Here is a 20512-nt window from a genome sequence, read left to right on the forward strand (position 1 = left end):
AAGCGGCGCCAGATCGGCGCCGCATTAACCGCTTACATTTTCCCGCCATTGCAATCCGCGCCGTCGCCCCCATATCCTTATAAATTCGACGTTTTGAGAAGCTTTCTCATCAATTTGTTCGTTAAAGCCGTTTACTGCCGAATATGCCAGCAGATATGTGGTTTTATCGTGCCGCAGGGTTTCCCTGCCGCAACGGGAAATGCTAACTTAAGGGTTAGGGACGCCACGTTTTGGCATCGTTCATCCGATTCACTCGGCATCGCGGGAAAGAATGTGAAATATTTGCTGATTTTTTTGTTGGTTCTGGTGATCTTCGTGATTTCCGTCACCTTGGGTGCGCATAACGATCAGGTGGTCAATTTTAACTATCTGGTTGCGCAGGGCGATTATCGCGTATCGACCCTGTTAGCCACGCTGTTTGGCGCCGGTTTCATTCTCGGCTGGATCATTTGCGGTCTGTTCTATCTGCGTACGCGCATTGCGCTGGGCCGCGCCGAGCGCAAGATCAAAAGGCTGGAGCTGCAGCTTGAGCAGCCCGCTGAACCGGCGGCTCAGGCCGTTGTCAGCAAGGAATAACCCTCTATGTTAGAACTGCTGTTTCTGTTGCTGCCCGTGGCTGCCGCGTACGGTTGGTACATGGGGCGCAGAAGCGCTCAGCAGGATAAACAGCAAGAAGCCAACCGCCTGTCGCGTGAATACGTGGCAGGGGTGAACTTTCTGCTTTCAAACCAGCAGGATAAGGCGGTCGATCTGTTCCTCGACATGTTGAAAGAGGACAGCAACACCGTTGAAGCCCACCTGACGTTGGGCAACCTGTTCCGCTCGCGCGGCGAAGTCGACCGCGCTATCCGTATCCATCAGGCCTTGATGGAAAGCGCTTCCCTGACCTTTGAGCAGCGCCTATTGGCGGTGCAGCAGCTGGGCCGTGACTATATGGCCGCCGGGCTTTACGACCGCGCGGAAGACATGTTCAGCCAGTTGACTGACGAAGCGGATTTTCGCGTCTCGGCGCTGCAGCAACTGCTGGTGATCCATCAGGCGACCAGCGACTGGCAGAAAGCGATCGACGTGGCGGAAAAGTTGGTCAAGCTGGGCAAAGAGAAACAACGCGTCGAGATCGCGCACTTTTATTGTGAACTGGCGCTGCAGGCGATGGGCAGCGACGATCTCGATCGGGCGATGAGCCTGCTCAAGCGTGCGGACGCGGCCGATAAACAGTGCGCGCGCGTGTCCATCATGTTCGGGCGCATTTACATGGCGCAAAACGACTACGCCAAAGCGGCGGAATCGCTGCAGCGCGTATTGAGCCAGGATAAAGAGCTGGTCAGCGAGACGCTGCCGATGCTGCAGGAATGCTACACGCATCTGCCGGAACAGCAGCACAACTGGGCGGATTTCCTTAAGCGCTGCGTAGAAGAGAACACCGGCGCCACCGCCGATCTGATGCTGGCCGAAATCATCGAGCAGCACGAAGGGCGCGACGTGGTGCAGGTCTATATCAACCGTCAGCTGCAGCGCCATCCCACCATGCGGGTGTTCTATCGGCTGATGGATTACCACCTGGCGGACGCCGAAGACGGCCGTGCGAAAGAGAGTCTGCTGCTGTTGCGCGACATGGTCGGCGAGCAAATTCGCACCAAGCCACGTTACCGCTGCCACAAATGTGGCTTCACCGCGCACTCGCTCTATTGGCATTGTCCGTCGTGTCGCGCCTGGTCATCGGTTAAGCCGATCCGCGGTCTGGACGGACAATAAAAATAAAACGGGGCGATTGATCGCCCCGTTTTTCTATGTTCATCGCTTATTTTTTCTTGCCGCCTTTGGCGCCGGTTTTCAACAGCTGACGCAGTTTCTTCAGCTCTTTCTGGCTCAGCGGCTGTTCAATCTCTTCTTCGGTGCTTTGATTGTCGATCTCGCCGTGGTGCAGCTCATCCGCTTTCTTGGTGGTTTTTTCAGCCTTGGCGGCGGGCGCGCTGAAGCTGCTTTCCAGGCGTTGGCACACTTCTACGCTCAACGAAAATTCGTTTTCAGCGGCGGCGGCGCGGATTTTTTCCTTCAGTTCCAGAGGAATTTTAATGGTAAGTGTCGATATCTCGCTCATTTTGAAAGCCTTTCTGCAGGAAGATGCCTTCAAGCTAAGCCACTGACGATCGGGTGTCCAGTGTGTAATAAAAATTTAATATTTCTGTAACAAAGCGGGGCGAGGAAAATGCGGTTTTTTCAGGCGGCAAACAGAGGCAGGGCCCGAACGTTCGGGCCCTGTACCGGAAACATTATTTGTAGATGATCGCGGTGCCGCTCAACATGTTGTTACCGCCGGCGGAGATGATGCGGTAGCTGCTGGCGCCCTGGGCATCGGCTTTAGCGGCCAGTTTTTTCTCCAGGCTGCTGAGGGTCGTTGCGTGACCTGCGGAAACGACGCCGGCCGCGGTCAGGCTATCGGCCTGCTGGCTGTTAATCGGCTCAGCGGCCAAAGTGGCGAAAGAGGTCAGTGCGATAGCGGCAGCGGCTGCAAAATATTTGATGGTTTTCATGGGTGACTCCAGTCTGTTTATTTAGGAAGGAAGCCATTCGCTTCCGATGTGGTGAATAATAAAGTATCTGGGCCGATTGAAAATCTGATAATGCTGAGCAAGTAGTTCAAAATATTTGATTGATAATTTACGCATCTTTACGGCGTTTTACGCTGCGTGGTTTATTGCTGACGCGCTTACGTTGACGCGCCATGACAAAGACGCAAGGTAACATGACAGAGCGCCGGTGCGCGCTGCGGCTGGGATTTCTGGCCCCTGGCATGTAGAATGCGGCGGTCAGTTTCGCGGGTGAGTCCCTGATTATCTCCATTTTACAGAAGGTAGAAGAAATGAAGTCTGAAAATAACACTAATAACAATGACTTAAAATCATCTCCAATCGTTGTGGCGTTGGATTACGCCGATAAGAACGCTGCGCTGGCGTTCGCCGACCGTATCGATCCGCAAGACTGCCGGCTGAAAGTGGGCAAGGAAATGTTCACGCTGTTTGGGCCGCAGCTGGTGCGCGATCTGCACGGGCGCGGCTTCGACGTATTTCTTGACCTGAAATTCCACGATATTCCCAATACCACGGCGCATGCGGTAGCCGCAGCGGCCGAGCTGGGCGTTTGGATGGTCAATGTGCATGCCAGCGGCGGCGCGCGCATGATGACCGCCGCTAAAGAAGCGCTGGTGTCATACGGGGCGGATGCGCCGCTGCTGATCGCCGTCACGGTGCTGACCAGCATGGAAGCGGAAGACCTTCGCGGCATCGGCATCGAGGCCAGTCCGGCTGAACACGCCGAGCGCCTGGCGCGTCTGACCCGCGACTGCGGGCTGGACGGTGTGGTGTGTTCGGCACACGAAGCGCAGCGCCTGAAGGCCGCCTGCGGGCAGGCTTTCCAGCTGGTGACGCCGGGGATCCGCCCTGAAGGCAGCGCGGCGGGCGATCAGCGTCGTATTATGACGCCGGTGCAGGCGCAGGCCGCCGGCGTGGACTATATGGTGATTGGGCGTCCGATCACCCAATCTGCGGATCCGGCCGCGACGCTGCGCGCGATCCGCGCCTCTTTGGCCTGAGGAAGCGATGATGAATGACGATAACAGCCGTCTGGTGTATTCCACGGACACCGGTCGCATCAAGCAGGAAGAGGTTAAACCGCAACGCGCCAAGGGCGATGGCGTCGTGCGCATCCAGCGCCAGACCAGCGGCCGCAAGGGGAAGGGCGTGTGCCTGATTACCGGCGTCGATCTGGATGATGCCGCGCTCGACAAATTGGCGGCAGAACTGAAAAAGAAATGCGGCTGCGGCGGCTCGGTGAAAGAGGGAGTCATCGAGATCCAGGGCGATAAACGCGATCTGCTCAAACAGCTGCTGGAAGCCAAAGGCATGAAGGTCAAACTGGCGGGAGGTTGAGGCGAATCGCCATGCCGCAGTGCAATGCTGCGGCATGGCTAGAGGTTGTTGCTGCCGGGGGTTAACCCGTTAACGGCGAAAGAACCATAGACTTAAAGTAAAACAGACCTGAAATCATCGTTATTGGTTAATACGTCAAAGCGCCAAGGCGCTTTTGCCCGCCTGTCGGCGGAGGAACATCGGGCAGGTTATTTGCCAACCTGGTGACCGATGATGCCGCCCACCGCTGCCCCACCCAGCGTGCCCAAAGCGCTGCCGTTGGTCAGCACTGCGCCGCCGACTGCACCGGCGCCGGCGCCGATGGCGGTGTTGCGATCGCGTTTGGACATGTTGGAGCAGGCGCTCAGTGAAAACGCCAGAGTCAGAGCCAGAGCGGCGGTGGCGAAACGTTTATTGATAATCATCATAATGACTTCTCCTTAGCATTGGCTATATGGAAGTGCCCTATAAGTATAGGCGTTAACCATAAATCAGGCCTGCTGTTGATTCCCATACGGTATCGATATAAAAAATGGCATTTTTGTTAACGGCCGAATAATTAGCGGGTTACGGCCCAAAAGTTACCGAAGCTGAGTATAGGTTTCTCGGGAAGGATAAACAGGTAAATAGTCTTAAAATCCCGCTGCGCAAGGGAAACGGCGGGCGGCGTGGCCCGCGCGGCGCGTTATTCGTTGACCAGCTCCACCTGTACGCCCTGACGTTTCAGCTGATGCTGATACTCCAGCGCCAAACGTGAATCGGTGATCACCCGGCTGATTTGCCCCGGCTGCGCCAGCGGGTTAGGCTGGATCTGGCCGAATTTGCTGGAATCCGTCAGCACGATATTCTCTACGCCCTTGGCCAGCACCGCGCTGACCACATCGGCGCGCATCATGTCGCGGCCGGTAAAGCCGGTTTCGGCCTGAAAGCCGTCAATGCCGATAAACGCTTTGTTGAAATGCACCTGCTGAATGCACAGCCGCGTGAGCGGGCCGACCACGGTCTCGCTTTTCTTCTGATACATGCCGCCCAGCACGATGACGTCGCAGTCGGTTTCTTTGAGCAGGTTGGCGATGTAATGGCTGACGGTGATAAGCGTAATGCGCTTGCGTTCGGCGATGTAGCGCGCCAGCAGGGCATTGGCGCTGCCGCTCTCGATAAAGATCGTCTCGCCGTCATTGACCTGCGCGGCGGCGTACTGCGCCAACCGCTGCTTGAGGGTGAAATTGGACATCATGCGGGCGTCGACGTCGTCGCTTTCCAACGCCACGGCGGAGCCGTGCACCCGCTTCAGATAACTGCGCTTTTCCAGCAGGTTGAGATCCTGCCGGATGGTGACTTCCGAGACGCCCGAGGCGCGCGCCAGCTCATTGACGCTGATCCGGCGGCGATCGTTAACCAACTGCAATATGGTCTGTTGTCGTAAATTCATATCGGCCTGATGATGCGGCCGCCAAGGCGCGGCCGCTAAGAGTCAAAGGTTTAAAGAGTATGTTCTGTGCGCGCAATAATATCATCCTGCGCCTCAGGGGATAATGCGGTAAAGAAGGCGGAATAGCCAGCTACGCGAACCACTAAATCACGATATTGGTCAGGGTGTTGCTTCGCCGCCAGCAGCGTTTCGCGCGACACGATGTTGTACTGCACATGCCAGCCGCGGTAGCTCTCGAAGAAGGTGCGCAACATCAGCATCAGCTTTTCCCGATCGCGCGGGTTGTCCAGCGTCGCCGGGTTCAGCTTTTGGTTGAGCAGCACGCCGCCGAGGATCGCCTCGGTCGGCAACTTGGCGAGCGAATTGAACACCGCCGTCGGCCCCAGGTGGTCGGTGCCGGACGCCGGGCTGGCGCCTTCCGCAAGGGGGGCGTGCGCCTTGCGGCCATCCGGCGTGGCCAGGGTGGCCGCGCCGAAGGGCACGTTGGCCGAGATCGACGAGGTGCCGGCGTAATAGCCGCCGCCGATCGGCCCACGGCCGAAGCGGGTGTTGCGATACTGCTTCAGTTCTTCGATGTAGGTTTGGTAGGCGCGCACCAGCAGCCGATCGACCTCGTCCACATCGTTGCCGTATTTGGGCGCAGCGTTAAGCAGCCGCTGACGCAGCTGCTCGCCATCCAGCCCGGCGAAGTCGTCGGCCAGCGCCGTCGCCAACTGCTGCTGGCCGATCGCCCCTTGGTCGAACACCAGTTTGCGCACCGCCGCGAGGCTGTTGCCCAGGTTGGCGATGCCGACCTGCAGGCCGGAAACCCAATCGTATTTGGCGCCGCCTTGTTTGATGCTTTTGCCGCGTTCAATGCAGTCATCCACCAGCGCGGAGCAGAGGATATCGTGGGCGTTCTCCTCCAGCACGCTGTCCACCACGCACTCGATCTCGATCGACTTGCGGGTGTAGTAGCGGATTTGCCGATCCCAGGCGGTTAAGACCTGCTCGAAATCGGCGAAGTTTCCTTTGGACAGCGCCTGTTCCTGTGGCAGGAAGATCTGCCCGGACGTGGCGTCGCGGCCCTGTTCCAGCGCCGCCAGCAGCACGCGGGCGAAGTTGATGAAGCTCATGCCGGTGCAGCGATAGCCCCATTTTCCGCCGACGGCGGTCTCGATACAGCCGATGGCGGCGTAGTCGTAAGCGTCTTGCGGTTCGACCCCCAACTTGATGAACTCGGGAATGACGATTTCGTCGTTATTGAATGCCGGCATGCCGAAGCCGCAACGGATCACCTGCACGCAGGCGTCGAGGAAGTCGACGCTCATCCCGGCGTGGTAACGCACGCTGAGGTTAGGCTGGGTGGAACGCAGGCGGCCGCAGGATTCGAGAATGGCATAGGACAGCGGGTTGACCGCATCGCACGGCCGGCCGTCGACCAGCTTCTGTCCGCCGATGGTGACGTTCTGGTACAGCGGGCTGCCGGCGGAAGCCTTGGAATGCGAGCCGGAGCGGATCTTGTTGACCTCCAGCAGCTTCAGCCAGCAGCTGTGCAACAGCTCGATGGCGTCTTCCCGCGCCAGCTTTTGCTCCAGCTCCACGTCACGCCGATACCAGGGATAGAGGTATTGATCGAGGCGACCGAAGGAAACCGAATGGCCGTTAGATTCGATCTGCAGCGTCAGTTGGATGAAATAGCACAGCTGCAGTGCCTGCCAGAAGGTTTGCGGCGGGCGATGGGCGATCCGGTCGCAGTTGTCCGCGAGGGTCAGCAGCTCGGCGCGCCGCCAGTCGCGGGCTTCGTTTTGCGCCATGTCGCGCGCCAGGCGGGCGAAGCGCAGGATGTGCTCGCTCAGCGCTGCCAGCACGATGTCGATGGCGTTGAGAAACTGCGCTTTGTGCAAATCTTCCCACTCGGTCAGGTGCAGGCGGCTGCGGCGCGCGTTCACTTTTTCACGCAGGCCGTCGAGACCTTTCTCCAGCAGCAGCGGGAAGTTAACCGCCAGATGGGCGTCGCCAGAGGTCATATTGCCCTCGGCCTTGATGATGCCGGTGGCCAGCAGCGCCTTTTGTTCGTCGGTGAACATGCCGTAGCAGCGATCCTGCACCGTTTGGCCGCGCCACCAGGGGCACAGGCGATGCAAAATCGCCTTGTTCTCTTCGCTGACCGAAAAACCGGCGCCCGGCCGGTCGGCTAGCTGGTCTATTTCGCTTTCTATCCAGCCGACGGTGTATTCGGGGAAGATCGGTGCGGCGCGCAGCTCGCTGGCCTGGTTGCCGACGATCAGCTCGTCGTTGGCGATCCAGATGGTGCGTTTCGCCAGATGGTTGGCCAGCGCCAGCGCGCGACGCACCGGCAGTGGCCGATCCTGATGCTGTTGATAGGCTTCGGTATAGTGCTGCGCACGCTCGGTGCACACCGGCGGTTTGACGATGTGAATCAGCGCGTTCTTGTGCGCCTGGATGCGGGCGCTTAGGGTGGTCAAATCCAACGTGGTCATGGTGTTATCCTCGCAAAATGGCGGTCAGGCCCTTGGCGCCGGCATAGCCTTCGGCGAAGGCCAGCAGGTCGGGAGCGTCCAGTGGCGTGCGGGCGGCACGGTAGGGTTCGCCGAGCAGGTGGTACTTGTTGATGCCGAGCGTGTGGTACGGCAGAAAGTGGATCTCCGACACGCCGATCTCGTCGGCGGCGAAGTCGACGATCGCACGGACAGAGCGGCGATCGGCGTTGAAATCGGGGATCAGCGGCACGCGTACGGTCATCTGCACGCCGTGCGCCGCCAGCCGACGAAAATTGCTCATCACCCGGCGGGCGGAACCGCCGGTCCAGGCTCTGAAGCGCGCTTCGTCGGTGTGTTTGAGATCGGCCAGCAGCAGATCCAGCCACGGCAGCGAAGGGGCGATATAACGCCATGGAACGTGCAGGCAGGACTCGACGGCGGTGTGGATGCCGGCCTCGCGACCGCGCCGCAGCAGGTCCGCCGCGATGTCCGGCTGCATAAAGGGTTCGCCGCCGGACAGCGTTAAACCGCCGCCGCTGCGCAGGTAGAAAGGCTTATCCCGCAACACCTCGGCCATGATATCGTCGGGGTTGATCGAGCTGCCGCACAGGCTGAGCGCGCCGGTCGGGCAGACGGCGGCCAGGGCGGCATAATCGTCTGCGCTAATCAGCTCGCGTTGCAGCGTCAGCGGCCCGTCGGTGCGTTGCAGCCCTTGCGGACAACGCTCGGCGCACAGCGTGCAGCCGCTCAGGCACAGGCGTTCGTCAAACAGCAGGTCTGCTTGGCGCGAGCGGCTTTCCGGGTTCTGACACCACCTGCAGCTCAGCGGGCAGCCTTTTAAAAAGACCACGCTGCGGATGCCTGGGCCGTCATGGGTCGAGTAGCGCTGCAGATTGAAGATCATGAGTCACCCGTTTGGCGTTGCTGTATCTTTCGCCATTAAAGGTGTTTCGAATGAAAGTTGAGTTGATTTTGATCAAAAGTTAGCGCGGTTTTTGCCCTATGATGATCAGAGTTTGAATCCGCCCACAGAACATGACACAGGAGTCCGTGATGGAGCTTTATCTCGATACCGCCGATGTGACCGCGGTAAAACGCCTGGCGCGCATTCTGCCGCTGCACGGCGTCACCACCAACCCGAGCATCGTGGCGAAGGAAGGCAAGCCGATCTGGGAAGTGCTGCCCGCGCTGCGCGACGCCCTCGGCGGCACCGGCAAGCTGTTCGCGCAGGTGATGGCGACCGATGCGGAACGTATGGTGGCGGAGGCGGCGCTGCTCAGCCAGCGGGTACCGGGGCTGGTGGTGAAGATCCCGGCGACCGCCGAAGGGCTGGCGGCGATCAAGAAACTCAAAACGATGTCCATCCCGACGCTGGGCACTGCGGTGTACGGCGCCGGGCAGGGGCTGTTGGCGGCCTTGGCAGGGGCGGAATATGTGGCGCCTTATATCAACCGCGTGGATGCGCAGGGCGGCGACGGCATCGAAATGGTGCACGAGCTGCAGCAGCTGTTGAGCCTGCATGCGCCCTCGGCGCAGGTGCTGGCCGCCAGCTTCAAAACGGCGCGCCAGGCGCTGGAGTGCCTGCTCGCGGGCTGTCAGGCCATCACGCTGCCGGTGGACGTGGCGGAGCAGTTTCTGAATGCGCCGGCCGTACAGGCCGCGGTCGAGAAGTTCGAGCAGGATTGGCAGGGGGCGTTCGGCAGCAGCCTGCTGAACTGATGGCCTGCGTCTATTCCTCGGTGCTCACACTATATTATCGCTAAAGGATGGCGGCTACGCGCCATCCTCCTTTCATTATCCATTATCGGCTTTCCTTTCACTTCATTGCCGCTGAACTATTTATTTTTCGCACGATCTCTCTTTCGGGAAAAATCGATTGATTTTCGCCCTTATAGGCTCATAATTCGTCAATAAAGCAGTGTCATTACAATTATTTAAATTATTTATAATATTGCACTCATAAATTTATTGAAATAATAATGATGGAGAGCCAAGGATGCGCTCAAATTACGTTCGTGCTGTGCCTTGTTTTATTCGCTATGGTCTGTCGGGATTGTTACTCGGCGCCGTGCCGTTTTTTTCCGCCTCCGCCTCTGCGGCTGAGGCTTTCAGCCAGGGCGCGGCGGCTATTGATGCCCGTGAACAGCTGCGTCAGCAAGAGCGAGAACGCGCCCTGCAGAACCAAAACACCCCTCAGGCCGATGCGCGCGTGGCTGCCCCTGAGCGGGTGCTGCCCGATTACCCTCCTCACGAAAAACCCTGTTTTACCATCAACCGGTTGGTACTCGTCGGCGAGTCGGCCGAACGCTTTCAGTGGGCGCTTGCGGCCGCCAACGATGCCAAAGGCCGTTGCCTGGGCGGGCGGGGGATCGTGCTCGCTATCAACAAGGTGCAAAATGCCATTTTGGCCAAAGGCTACGTCACAACTCGGGTGATGGCGCAGGAGCAGGATCTGACTCAGGGCACGTTGACACTTACGTTGCAACCCGGGCGCATTGGCGCCGTCCGCTTTGATGAGCCGGTTTCCTGGCGTGGACGGCTGTGGAACGCCGTTCCGGCCTCGCGCGGCGATCTTCTTAACCTGCGCGATATCGAACAGGGGCTGGAGAACTTCAGGCGGGTGCCCAGCGCCAATGCCGACATTAAAATCGTGCCCGGCGCCCAGGAGGGCACCAGCGATCTGCAGGTCAACTGGCACGAGGGGCGCCCGGTGCGGCTCAGTCTGGGATTGGACGACAGCGGCTCCAAAAGCACCGGGCGCTATCTTGGCTCGGCCACCCTGGCTATTGATGCCCCGTTTGCGCAAAATGACCTGTTCTACGCCAACATCGGCAAGGATTTATTCCAACACGGGCCGTTCGGCAACCGTTCGCATACGCTGAACTATTTCTTCCCGGTGGGATATTGGGCCTTCTCGGCCAACTATAACGACTACACCTACCATCAGAACATCCCCAACGCCAATGAGGTGCTGCGCTACAGCGGCAAGAGCGACAACTTTCAGTTGACCGTTTCCCGGTTGCTGTACCGCGACCAATCGCACAAGACCACGCTCAACCTGCGCGGCTATCGCAAGCACTCGACCAACTATGTGGAAGACATCGAAATGGCCCAGCAAAAGAGGCGGACAGCGGGCTGGGAGATTGGACTGAACCAGCGCAGTTACCTCGGGCGCAATACGCTGGATGCGTCGCTAGCTTGGCGGCGCGGCACCGGCGCCCTGGGAGCGCTGCGCGCGCCGGAGGAAGCCAATCACAACGGTTCGGCGCGTACCGGCATCCTGCTCGGGGATGCGGGGTTCAACATACCGTTCTCCTGGGGCGAGCAGCCGTGGCGGCTGTATACCAGCGTGCGCGGCCAGTGGAGCTCGAACGCGCTGACGCCGCAGGAGCGGATGGCCATTGCCGGGCGCTACACGGTGCGCGGTTTTGACGGCGAGCAGATGCTGTCTGGCGAAAAAGGCCTGGTCTGGCGTAACGATATCGCCTGGAATGTGTTTGCCCGCGGTCACGAACTCTATCTGGCCGCCGACTACGGGCGGGTGGACGGCCCGAATACGCGAGGCTTGCCGGGGCGGCAATTGGCGGGCAGCGCGCTTGGGGTGCGCGGCGCCTTATGGGGGCGACTCAGCTATGACCTGTTTGCCGGCATTCCTTTGTACAAGCCTGCGGGTTTCCACACCTCGGATGCCACGGCCGGCTTCAGCGTTAACCTGGAAATCTGAACGCGGGCCAAGCATTAGTGGCGGCTTGCCTGACGTTGACCGTAACGGATTGATATTGATCACGGATGTGACCCATGAATAAACATTGCTATCGCCTTATTTTCAGTCGCACTCACGGGGAACTGCGGGTGGTTTCCGAACTGGCCCGCAGCTGCAGCACCGAATCGGGGCAAAGCCGCAGTGCGGGCGCTCCCCGCCTGTGGGTGACGGTGCGGCGCTCAGTGTGGATGCTGGGGCTGGCCTTGTTCGCCGGGCCGGCGATGGCTGACGGCATTGTGGCGGACGGTGCCGCCAATCCTTCCCTGCGGCCGGAGATTATCGCCACGCAAAATGGGCTGTCGCAGGTCAATATCACGGCCCCCAATCAGGCAGGGATATCACATAACCAATATCAACAGTTCGATGTTGACGCCAAAGGCGCCATCCTCAATAACTCGGCGGTGATGACATCGACCCAGGTGGCCGGGATGATCCAGGGCAACCCGAACCTCACCCCCAACGCCGCGCCGGCCAGAGTGATCCTCAACGAAGTCAATAGCAATAACCCCAGCCAGCTGCGCGGCTTTTTGGAAGTGGCCGGCGGCAAGGCGCAGGTGATCGTGGCTAACCCGGCGGGGATCGTGTGCAACGGTTGCGGTACGATCAACGCCGGGCGCATGACGCTGACGACCGGCAAACCGCAGATGAACGCCGACGGCAGCATGGCAGGTTATCAGATCGAACGCGGCGTAGTGCGCGTTGAGGGCGGCGGCCTCAACGGCGATGCCCGTCACGATACCGAATATGTAGACATTATGGCACGCGCGGTCGAGATCAACGCCGGCGTGTGGGCCAAGGAGAGCGTGTCGGTGGTGGGCGGCCGCAACCGGGTGAGCGCAGACGGCAAAACGGTGACGGCGCTGGCGGATGACGGCGGCGCCAGACCGGCGCTGGCAATAGACATGGGTCAGATGGGGGGCATGTACAGCGGCAGCATTCGCATGATCGGCACCGAGGCTGGCGTCGGCGTGCGCAACCAGAATGGGCAAGTGCAGGCAGGTAAAACGCTCACCGTCAGCAGCGAAGGCAAGCTCAGTTGGCGGTCTGATGCACCGGATGCCGCCACGCAGTCCGGCGGCGACACCAAACTGGCGGCGAAAGGCGACATCGAGTATCGCGGCAAATTGCACAGCGGCGGTCAGCTGGCCGTGCAGAGCCGGGAGGGGACGCTGACGCAGTCCGGCACGCTGGCGGCGGCCGGGGATGTGCGGCTTGACGCCGCGCACGGCATTCAAAGCAGCGGCCATCTGCTGGCGGGCAGCGATGTCGACAGCCGGATTGTGCGCGACGCGAGCCTGCGCCTTGACAGCCAGGGCGACATTCGTGCCAGCGGCAGCTTACTGAGCAAAAAGGCGGTTAGCGCCAGCGGGCGCCGCGTTGATCTCAGCGGTGCGCAGGTGGCGGCGGCCCATGCCTCGCTGGCGGCCCGGCAGGGCGGCGTGGCGTTGCGCCAATCGACCGTCGATAGCGGTGAGTTTACCGTGAACACCCCGGGTGATGTGGACGCCCGGCAGGCTCAGATCAAAACCGGGCGCTGGCAGGTTGATGCCAACAATGTGTTTGGCCAGGGGGCCGTCTGGTCCCAAACCGGCGGTGGCGAAAGTCGTTTCAGCCTGGGCGGTGAGCTGAATAATAGCGACGGCACCATTGAGAGCCGCCAGCTTGATCTCAAGGCGGCGGCGTTGATCAACCAGCGCGGCCGTCTGGTGGCGCTGGGCGACGCGGCGCAGCACTGGCGGATCGGCGGCCTGCTCGACAACAGCGACGGTGAATTGGGCGGCAACGGCGATCTGCGGCTGGATGCCGGCAGGCTTGATAACCAGGGCGGCAAGATAACAACGCCGGGTCAGTTGGTGGTTCAGGCGGGCGGTGCGATCAACAACGCCGGCGGCGGCCTGTTCGCCGGCCAGGCTCTGGAGCTCGAAGCGGGCGGCGAACTGAACAACCAGTCCGGAACGGTGGAAGGCAGCCGGGTGCGGCTGACGGCGCAGCATCTGAATAACGCGCAAGGCAAGCTCGTCAGCCAGCGCAATCTCGATCTGACCGCCGGCCGCGTGGGCAACCGGGGCGGTCTTATCGGCGCAGGAGAGAAACTGGATCTTCACGCCGGTGACTGGGACAACCGCGGCGGTACGGTGCAAGGTGAAACGGCCGTTACGGCAACGGCAACTACCCTCAGCAACGACGGTGGCAAGCTGCTGTCCGGCCAAGCGTTAATTCTGAACACCATGGGGCCGGCGACTAACCGCGCGGGTGAAATCAGTGGCGCGGCGCTGACGGTGAGCACCGGCCGGCTCGATAATACGCAGGGCAAGGTGATTGGCCTGCAGCGGCTTGAGCTGCACGCTCGCCAGGGATTGGACAATGCCCAGGGGCTGCTGGGTGCCGGCCAGACATTGACCGTGCGCACCGATGGCGCGCTGAATAACCGCCACGGCACGATCTCGGGGCACGGGCAAACCCACATAGCGGCTGGGAGTGTGCACAACGAGGCCGGAAAGGTGCTGGGCGGGCAACAACTGGTGCTGAACAGTGCGGCAGAGTTGGTGAACCGCGAGGGCGAAATCAGCGGGGAATCGCTCACGCTGGCGGCACAGCAGGTGGATAACGGCCAGGGCAAAGTGGTGGCTCGTCAGGGGCTGGAACTGACGACGCAACGGGAACTGAACAACGCGGCCGGCTGGCTTGAGGCCGGCAACGCCCTCGTCGTGCAGGCCGGCGGTGACTGGGATAATCGCGGCGGCGGCGCGCAAGGCGGTCGGCAGGTTGCTGCCTCGGTGCGCACTCTCGACAATACCGGCGGCAGCCTGCAGTCCGGCGGCGATCTCCGTTTGGATGCCGCAGGCGATGTCCGCAATCAAATCGGTAAGCTGACCGCACAGCGATCGTTGGCGGTTAATGGCGGCGCTGCCAGCCTGTTTGACAACGACGGCGGGTCGTTGCAAAGCGGCGGCGATCTGTCGCTGCAGGGTGGCCAGTTGACCAACCGCGCTGCGGGGGTGGTCTTCAGCGAGCAAGGGCTTGCCCTTAACCTGGCCGGCGGCTGGGATAACCAGGGGGGCACGTTTACCGGCAATGGGCGCACCGAGGTACGCACCGCCGGCCTGAACAATGCCCAGGGGGCGATCAATGCGCTGGGCAGCCTGGATATGCAATTCACCGGCGCGCTGGATAACCGCCGGGGCAGGATTTTCAGCACGTTATCCCAGGCCCTCACGGCGCAGGACATGTACAACGCCGAGGGCTGGATGGGCAGCCAGGGCGGCTGGCACGCCGTCAGCGGCGGTTTTGACAACGCGCAAGGCAGCGTACAAAGCCAGCAGGATGCGCAGCTGTCGGCGGGCTGGCTGAACAATGCCAAAGGGGGGCTGCAGTCGGCGGCGGATTTGGTGCTGCGCGTTGCGCAGGATGTCGATAACCGTGGCGGTAAGGTCTCGGCGCAGGGGCAGCTTGCTGTGATGGGTGCCAAAGACGGCGAACACGCCGGCGCCATCAATAACGCAGGTGGTCAGTGGCTGGCTGGCGAGGGGCTGAGTATCGCCGCCCGTGCACTCGACAATACGCAGGGCGGGCTGCTCTACAGCCAGAAACAACAACGCCTTGCGCTGAGCGACGCGCTGAACAACCGCGATGGGAAAATGCAAAGTGGCGAGGCGCTTCAACTCGACGCGCAAACGCTGAACAATGTCGGCGGTCAGCTCGAGGGCCAGCAACAGGTGGCGCTGCGTATTCTCGGCATGTTTGATAATACCGGCGGCGCGGTGCGCAGCAATGGTCAACAGCAGGTGTCGGCGGCTGGCATTGTGAACCGTCAGGGCATATTCAGCAGCCGGAGCGGCCTTGATCTGGCCACGGCGTGGCTGGACAATACCGGCGGCACGCTCATCAGCCAGGGAACGGGCGCCTACCGCATCGGTACGCTCAACAACCAACAGGGCAAGGTGCACAGCGGTGGGGCGCTCACGCTCGACGGCGCCCAGGTGAATAATCAGGGTGGGCAGCTGGTTTCGACCCAGCGGTTGACGCTCAGAGCTGCAGAGATAGACAACAGCGCTCAAGGGGCGCTGAGCAGCCAGGCTGCGTTGGAGGTGCAGGCTGAGCGCCTGAACAACCGCGACGGCGGCCTGATCCTCGGCTCTGCCCAGACCGACATCGCCGCGCGCGACATCGACAACACGGCTGGGCGGCTTCAGAGCGTCGGTCCGCTCACGCTCACGAACGTGGCCTCGCTGGACAACCGTCAGGGGCAACTCCTCGCCAACGGCGATCTTGGCATTAACGCCGGCCTGTCGCCGGCCGATTCGCCGCTGGTATTGCTTAACCAGGGCGGGCGGCTGGAGAGCGCCGGCCAACTTACCCTGCATGCGCGCACGCTGGATAATCAACACGGCAACTTGGTGGGATTGCAGGCGCTGAACCTGTCTGCGCAGCAGGACTACACCCGCCAGGCCGGCGAAAACATCAGCAGTAACGGCACGGTGACGTTCTCCCTGAACGGCGCCTTTATCAACCTGGTGGACTGGTTGCTGCCGGGCAATCTGGTACTCAATGCGGCCAGCATCGCCAATCCGGCATCGCTGGTGGGCAAGACGCTACAGCTGACGACCGGGGCGTTGCAAAACACCGGGCGTATTGAGGCTGACAGCATGACGCTGAACGTCGATACCTTGGACAACGCCGCGGCGCTGATGGGGGACGCTATCACCGTGCGTGGGCGTGTCATCGACAACCACGGTCAACCTGCGGTGATGGCGGCGACCCAAAGCCTGACGGTGCAGGCCGGTGAACGCCTGACTAACCGGGATGGGGCACTGATCTACAGCGCCGACCGTCTGCAGCTGCACAGTGATGACCTGATTGAAAACCGGGCGAGCTTTATCGAAGCTGACGGTGATGCCACCGTCGAGGCTCGGCGTCTTGATAACCTGCGCGAAGGGCTGGTGATTGAGCGTGACGCCGAGAAGAGCGATTACAAATGGCATCGCTACAACTACTACTGGCGCTCCTATGGTTCGGCGGTCAACCCCGATAAAAGCACCATGGCGCCAACCACCCAACAGCTGAGCTTCCAGGATGACGTGGCGGCCCAGAACAATCGCTACGGCACCCTGCTGGCTATTGATGCGGCGGGCAAACGCGCACAGGTGCGGGTCAAGGACAATAAGGGCACACTTACCGACCTGTGGGTTAACTACCTGGCGCTCAAGCCGAATGCCGACGGCAGCTATGCCATGACGTTCTACGAAACGCGTGGGGGAAATCAGCTGGCAACCATCCCGACGCCTTATCAAAACGGCTTCCATTGGGAGCATGACTGGACGCAGGTGATGACGTGGGATCCCGAGAAGCATGTCGATATTGACAGTGCGCCGTTCGTCACCGATTACAACAACTTCCGCGAACGTACCGAGACCGGCACGCTGACGCGCGACAGGCTGGTCTCCGAGGGCATCGGCGCGCGTATTCTGGCGGGCGGCAATATGGTGCTGCGCATCACCGGGCAACTGCTTAATGACGCCAGCGTCATTACCGCCAACGGCAACCTGACGCAGGACGGCGGCGGCAGCCTGGACAACCGCGGTTACTCGGTTAACGAACGGCGCCAGGCGGTTATCGTCGACCACTATGACAAGGACACGCATCACTGGTATCCGACGTTCAACCGAGACGAGACCACGGCGCTGGCGACCGTTGACGGCGTGATCACCGGCAGTGGCACGGTCACCATCAATGGGGCTCGCATCACTAACACCACGGTCAATCAGGCGCAAATCAGCCAACTTGAAGCGGCATTAAACGCCGTGGATGCCGAACGCGCCGAACTGGAGCGCAATCCGCTGGGCTTTGCGGTAGAGGGCGCTGGTATCCAGAATGGTGACACGGCGCTTGCTCCGGGCGAGCAAATGACAAGACCGGGCGCCATGCCGTCTTCGCCGCTGGGGCGTCCGCTGTTGCCGTCTGAGCTGGCGCTAACGCAGTTACAGCATCTGGGCAATGTGGCTACCGCGATCCCCAATAACGCGCTGTTCAGCCAACCTACGGCGGCCGGCAGCCCGTTCCTGGTGGTGACCGACGAACGCTTTACCCGCCGCGAGAACTTCATCAGCAGCGACTATATGCTTGAGCGTGTGGGCTATGATCCTGCGCAGGTTCATAAACGCCTTGGAGACGGTTTTTACGAACAGCGGCTGGTACGCGAGCAGGTGCTGGCGCTGACCGGCAAGCCGTCTATCAGAGGTGAAGATGCGATGGCGCAGTACCAGCAACTGATGAACAACGGGGCGAAGGTGGCGCAGGACTTCCATCTGGTGCCGGGCGTGGCTTTGACGCCGGAACAGATTGCGGCGCTGCAGCAGGATATTGTCTGGCTGGTGAGCGAGACGGTGCAAACCGCCGAAGGCCCGCAAACGGTGTGGGTGCCGAAGGTGTATCTGGCGCAGACCACGTTGCGCCTGACCGGCGATGGTGCGGTGATTGGCGGCGGTAGCCTGCAGCTCTCGGCAAGCAGTGTCACCAATGCCGGCAATCTGTTTGCCGATAAGGCGCTAACCGTTGATGCCGGGCAGTTCCTGCACCAGGGCGGTGATATCAAGGCCGGCAGCATTGACGTGCGGGCCGACAATCTGACCCTGAGCACTAATCTGCAGGAGGCGCTGCGCCAGGCGACGATGAACGCCGGCGATATTCGTCTCAGCGGCGCCGATATCACCCTCTCGGGGGCGAAACTCGATGCGACCGACACGCTCAGCCTGAGCGCACGCAACGACCTGACCATCACCACCGCCAAAAGCAGCCATATCGCCGACCTTGAGGTTATCTCGGGGGCAATGGGTAACCGCACCCGTGGCGGCACGGAAGCGGCAGGCTCCCGGATGGCGCGCGTGAGCGGCGAATGGCAGCAAACACAGGGGAGTGAGCTTAACGCCGGCGGCAACCTTAACCTTTCGGCCGGCCGGGACGTTACGTTCGCTGGCAGCCAGGCCAAGGCCGGCGGCAGCACCCGCGTACAGGCCGGCGGCGATATCGCTATCAGGGCCGAGAACACCACCAATACCACGCATCTGGCCGCCAACAGCCGTACGTCATCAGTCAGCAACGATCGCCAGGAAGAGCGCCTGACATTAAGTGCACTCGGCGGCGACCAGGGCGTCACCCTGGTGGCGGGCAACCAACTGCTGGCCGAAGGCGCGCAGGTTGACAGTAAAGAAGGGCGTATCGGCATCAGCGCGCAGGACGTGACCATTAAAGACGCGCGCAGCCGCACGCAAGATCTGGACAGCGAAAACAAACGCGAGGGCAAAACCAAAAGCCATCGCATCGAACAAACCGAGCGCGAAATCAGCACCGGCAGCACCTTCAGCGGGCGCGACGGCGTGACGGTAGTCGGGCGAGAGGGCGACGTCACCATTACCGGCAGCACCCTGCACAGCGACCAGGGCGCCATCGCCCTGCAGGCGAAAAACGATGTCACCCTCAATACGGCTACCGAGCGAGAGTCGCGCTACAGTGAGGAGCGTTCGGAGAAAAAAGGCTTCCTCAAAAAAAGCAGCAGCCACAGCGTAGCGCGCGATGCCACCACGCGTGAGAAAGGCACGCTGCTGAGCGGCGACAGCGTCAGCGTCAGCGCCGGTAATGATCTGACGGTCACCGGCTCGGCCATTGCCGCCGACCGGGACGTGAACCTGCAGGCCGGCCGTAATGTCGATATCGGTGCGGCCACCGAGACCGACACACATTACCTGCTGGAAGAGAAGAAAAAGAGCGGCCTGCTGGGTAGCGGCGGCATCGGCTTCACGATAGGCAAGCAGTCGAGCAAACACGAAATCGACGAGAAAGCCACCACCCAGAGCCAAAGCGTCAGTACCGTCGGCAGCAGCCAGGGCAGCGTCAATATCTCGGCGGGCAACCAACTGCACATTGGCGGTGCCGACCTGGTGGCGGGCAAGGATCTGGCCCTGACCGGCGACAGCGTGACTATCGATCCCGGCTACGATCAACGCACGCGCAAAGAAACCTTCGAGCAAAAGCAGAGCGGCCTGAGCGTGGCGCTGTCGGGCACCGTGGGCGGCGCGCTCAACACCGCCGTCAGCACTGCGCAGCAGGCGAGAAAGGAAGGCGATGGGCGCCTGAACGCGCTGCAAAACACCAAGGCGGCGCTGTCCGGCGTGCAGGCGGCGCAAGCCGTTGAGCTCGACAAACTCAATACAGATGCAGGGAAAGGCGCCACCAACACGGTGGGCATCAGCGCCTCCTACGGCAGTCAGTCGTCGAAGAGCGAAACCCGCACCGACAGCCGCCAGTCGCAAGGCAGCACGCTCACCGCCGGGCAAAACCTGTCGATAACGGCGCAGGGCAATAACCACAGCGCACAGAGTGGCGATATCGCCATCGCCGGCAGCCAGCTGAAAGCGGGCAAAGACCTGTCGCTCGATGCGGCGCGGGACATCAGCCTGCAGTCTGCGCAGAACAGCGAAAGCACCGTTGGCAAGAACAGCAGCAAAGGCGGCAACGTTGGCGTCGGTATCGGCGCCGGCTCGGGTGGTTATGGCATCAGCGTCTCGGCCGGCGTCAATGCCGGCAAGGGGCATGAGAGCGGCAACGGCCTGACCCATACCGAAACTACCCTGGATGCGGGCAGCCATCTCAGCCTGACCAGCGGCCGCGACACCACGCTTACCGGCGCGCAGGCCAGCGGCGAAAAGGTTACCGTCGACGTGGGCCGTGACCTGACGCTGCAAAGTGAACAGGATAGCGACCGCTATGATGCCAAACAGCAAAACGCCAGCGTGGGCGGCAGTCTCACCTTCGGTTCGATGACCGGCTCCGCCAACGTAAGTGCCAGCAAGGACAAGCTGCACAGCAACTTCGACTCGGTAAAAGAACAGACCGGGCTGTTTGCCGGCAAAGGCGGGTATGACGTCAAGGT

The 20512-nt window shown here is 61.1% G+C and carries 13 protein-coding genes; 7 read left to right on the forward strand and 6 right to left on the reverse strand.

The window, feature by feature from the left end; all coding sequences use genetic code 11:
* Positions 1-273: 273 nt before the first annotated feature.
* Together J9788_RS10265 and lapB are read left to right on the forward strand one after the other, a co-directional pair.
* Complete coding sequence (locus J9788_RS10265) at positions 274-576, forward strand: LapA family protein (protein WP_033643257.1); 303 nt, start codon at positions 274-276, stop codon at positions 574-576.
* Between the two features lie 6 nt (positions 577-582).
* Entirely contained in the window at positions 583-1755 is a 1173-nt protein-coding gene (lapB, locus tag J9788_RS10270) for a lipopolysaccharide assembly protein LapB (RefSeq protein WP_015378034.1), read from the forward strand.
* Positions 1756-1801: 46 nt separating this feature from the next.
* Here lapB and J9788_RS10275 read toward each other — a convergent pair whose 3' ends face one another.
* Positions 1802-2101, reverse strand: a complete 300-nt coding sequence (locus J9788_RS10275) for an Arc family DNA-binding protein (protein ID WP_182264350.1) — start codon at positions 2099-2101, stop codon at positions 1802-1804.
* A 172-nt stretch (positions 2102-2273) separates the two neighbouring features.
* Entirely contained in the window at positions 2274-2534 is a 261-nt protein-coding gene (locus J9788_RS10280; RefSeq protein ID WP_046898956.1) for a YdgH/BhsA/McbA-like domain containing protein, read from the reverse strand.
* A gap of 329 nt (positions 2535-2863) precedes the next feature.
* On the opposite strand from J9788_RS10280, the gene pyrF reads away from it, so the two are divergent.
* Both pyrF and yciH read left to right on the forward strand, forming a co-directional pair.
* Positions 2864-3592: an orotidine-5'-phosphate decarboxylase gene (gene pyrF / locus J9788_RS10285; protein ID WP_046898957.1), complete on the forward strand. Its 729-nt coding sequence runs from the start codon at positions 2864-2866 to the stop codon at positions 3590-3592.
* 10 nt (positions 3593-3602) lie between these two features.
* Positions 3603-3929: a stress response translation initiation inhibitor YciH gene (yciH, locus tag J9788_RS10290; RefSeq protein ID WP_004930637.1), complete on the forward strand. Its 327-nt coding sequence runs from the start codon at positions 3603-3605 to the stop codon at positions 3927-3929.
* Between the two features lie 188 nt (positions 3930-4117).
* On the opposite strand, the gene osmB is transcribed toward yciH, so the two are convergent.
* The 4 genes from osmB to J9788_RS10310 form a co-directional block, all read right to left on the reverse strand.
* Positions 4118-4336 carry an osmotically-inducible lipoprotein OsmB gene (osmB, locus tag J9788_RS10295; RefSeq protein ID WP_004930634.1) on the reverse strand — a complete coding sequence of 73 codons (219 nt, stop codon included), beginning with the start codon at positions 4334-4336 and terminating at the stop codon, positions 4118-4120.
* A 257-nt stretch (positions 4337-4593) separates the two neighbouring features.
* Entirely contained in the window at positions 4594-5340 is a 747-nt protein-coding gene (locus J9788_RS10300) for a DNA-binding transcriptional regulator YciT (protein WP_004930631.1), read from the reverse strand.
* Positions 5341-5390: 50 nt separating this feature from the next.
* Entirely contained in the window at positions 5391-7823 is a 2433-nt protein-coding gene (locus J9788_RS10305) for a formate C-acetyltransferase/glycerol dehydratase family glycyl radical enzyme (RefSeq protein WP_182264351.1), read from the reverse strand.
* 4 nt (positions 7824-7827) lie between these two features.
* Positions 7828-8727, reverse strand: a complete 900-nt coding sequence (locus tag J9788_RS10310) for a glycyl-radical enzyme activating protein (RefSeq protein ID WP_046898960.1) — start codon at positions 8725-8727, stop codon at positions 7828-7830.
* 149 nt (positions 8728-8876) lie between these two features.
* Here J9788_RS10310 and fsa point away from each other — a divergent pair, with 149 nt between their 5' ends.
* The 3 genes from fsa to J9788_RS10325 form a co-directional block, all read left to right on the forward strand.
* Positions 8877-9542 carry a fructose-6-phosphate aldolase gene (gene fsa / locus J9788_RS10315; protein WP_046898961.1) on the forward strand — a complete coding sequence of 222 codons (666 nt, stop codon included), beginning with the start codon at positions 8877-8879 and terminating at the stop codon, positions 9540-9542.
* A gap of 277 nt (positions 9543-9819) precedes the next feature.
* Entirely contained in the window at positions 9820-11547 is a 1728-nt protein-coding gene (locus J9788_RS10320) for a ShlB/FhaC/HecB family hemolysin secretion/activation protein (protein WP_182264352.1), read from the forward strand.
* 74 nt (positions 11548-11621) lie between these two features.
* Positions 11622-20512: hemagglutinin repeat-containing protein (locus J9788_RS10325; protein WP_209333056.1), on the forward strand; the 8891-nt coding region annotated here is incomplete at its 3' end.

It is taken from the genome of Serratia sp. X10 (assembly GCF_017811775.1).
Lineage (GTDB): Bacteria > Pseudomonadota > Gammaproteobacteria > Enterobacterales > Enterobacteriaceae > Serratia > Serratia ureilytica.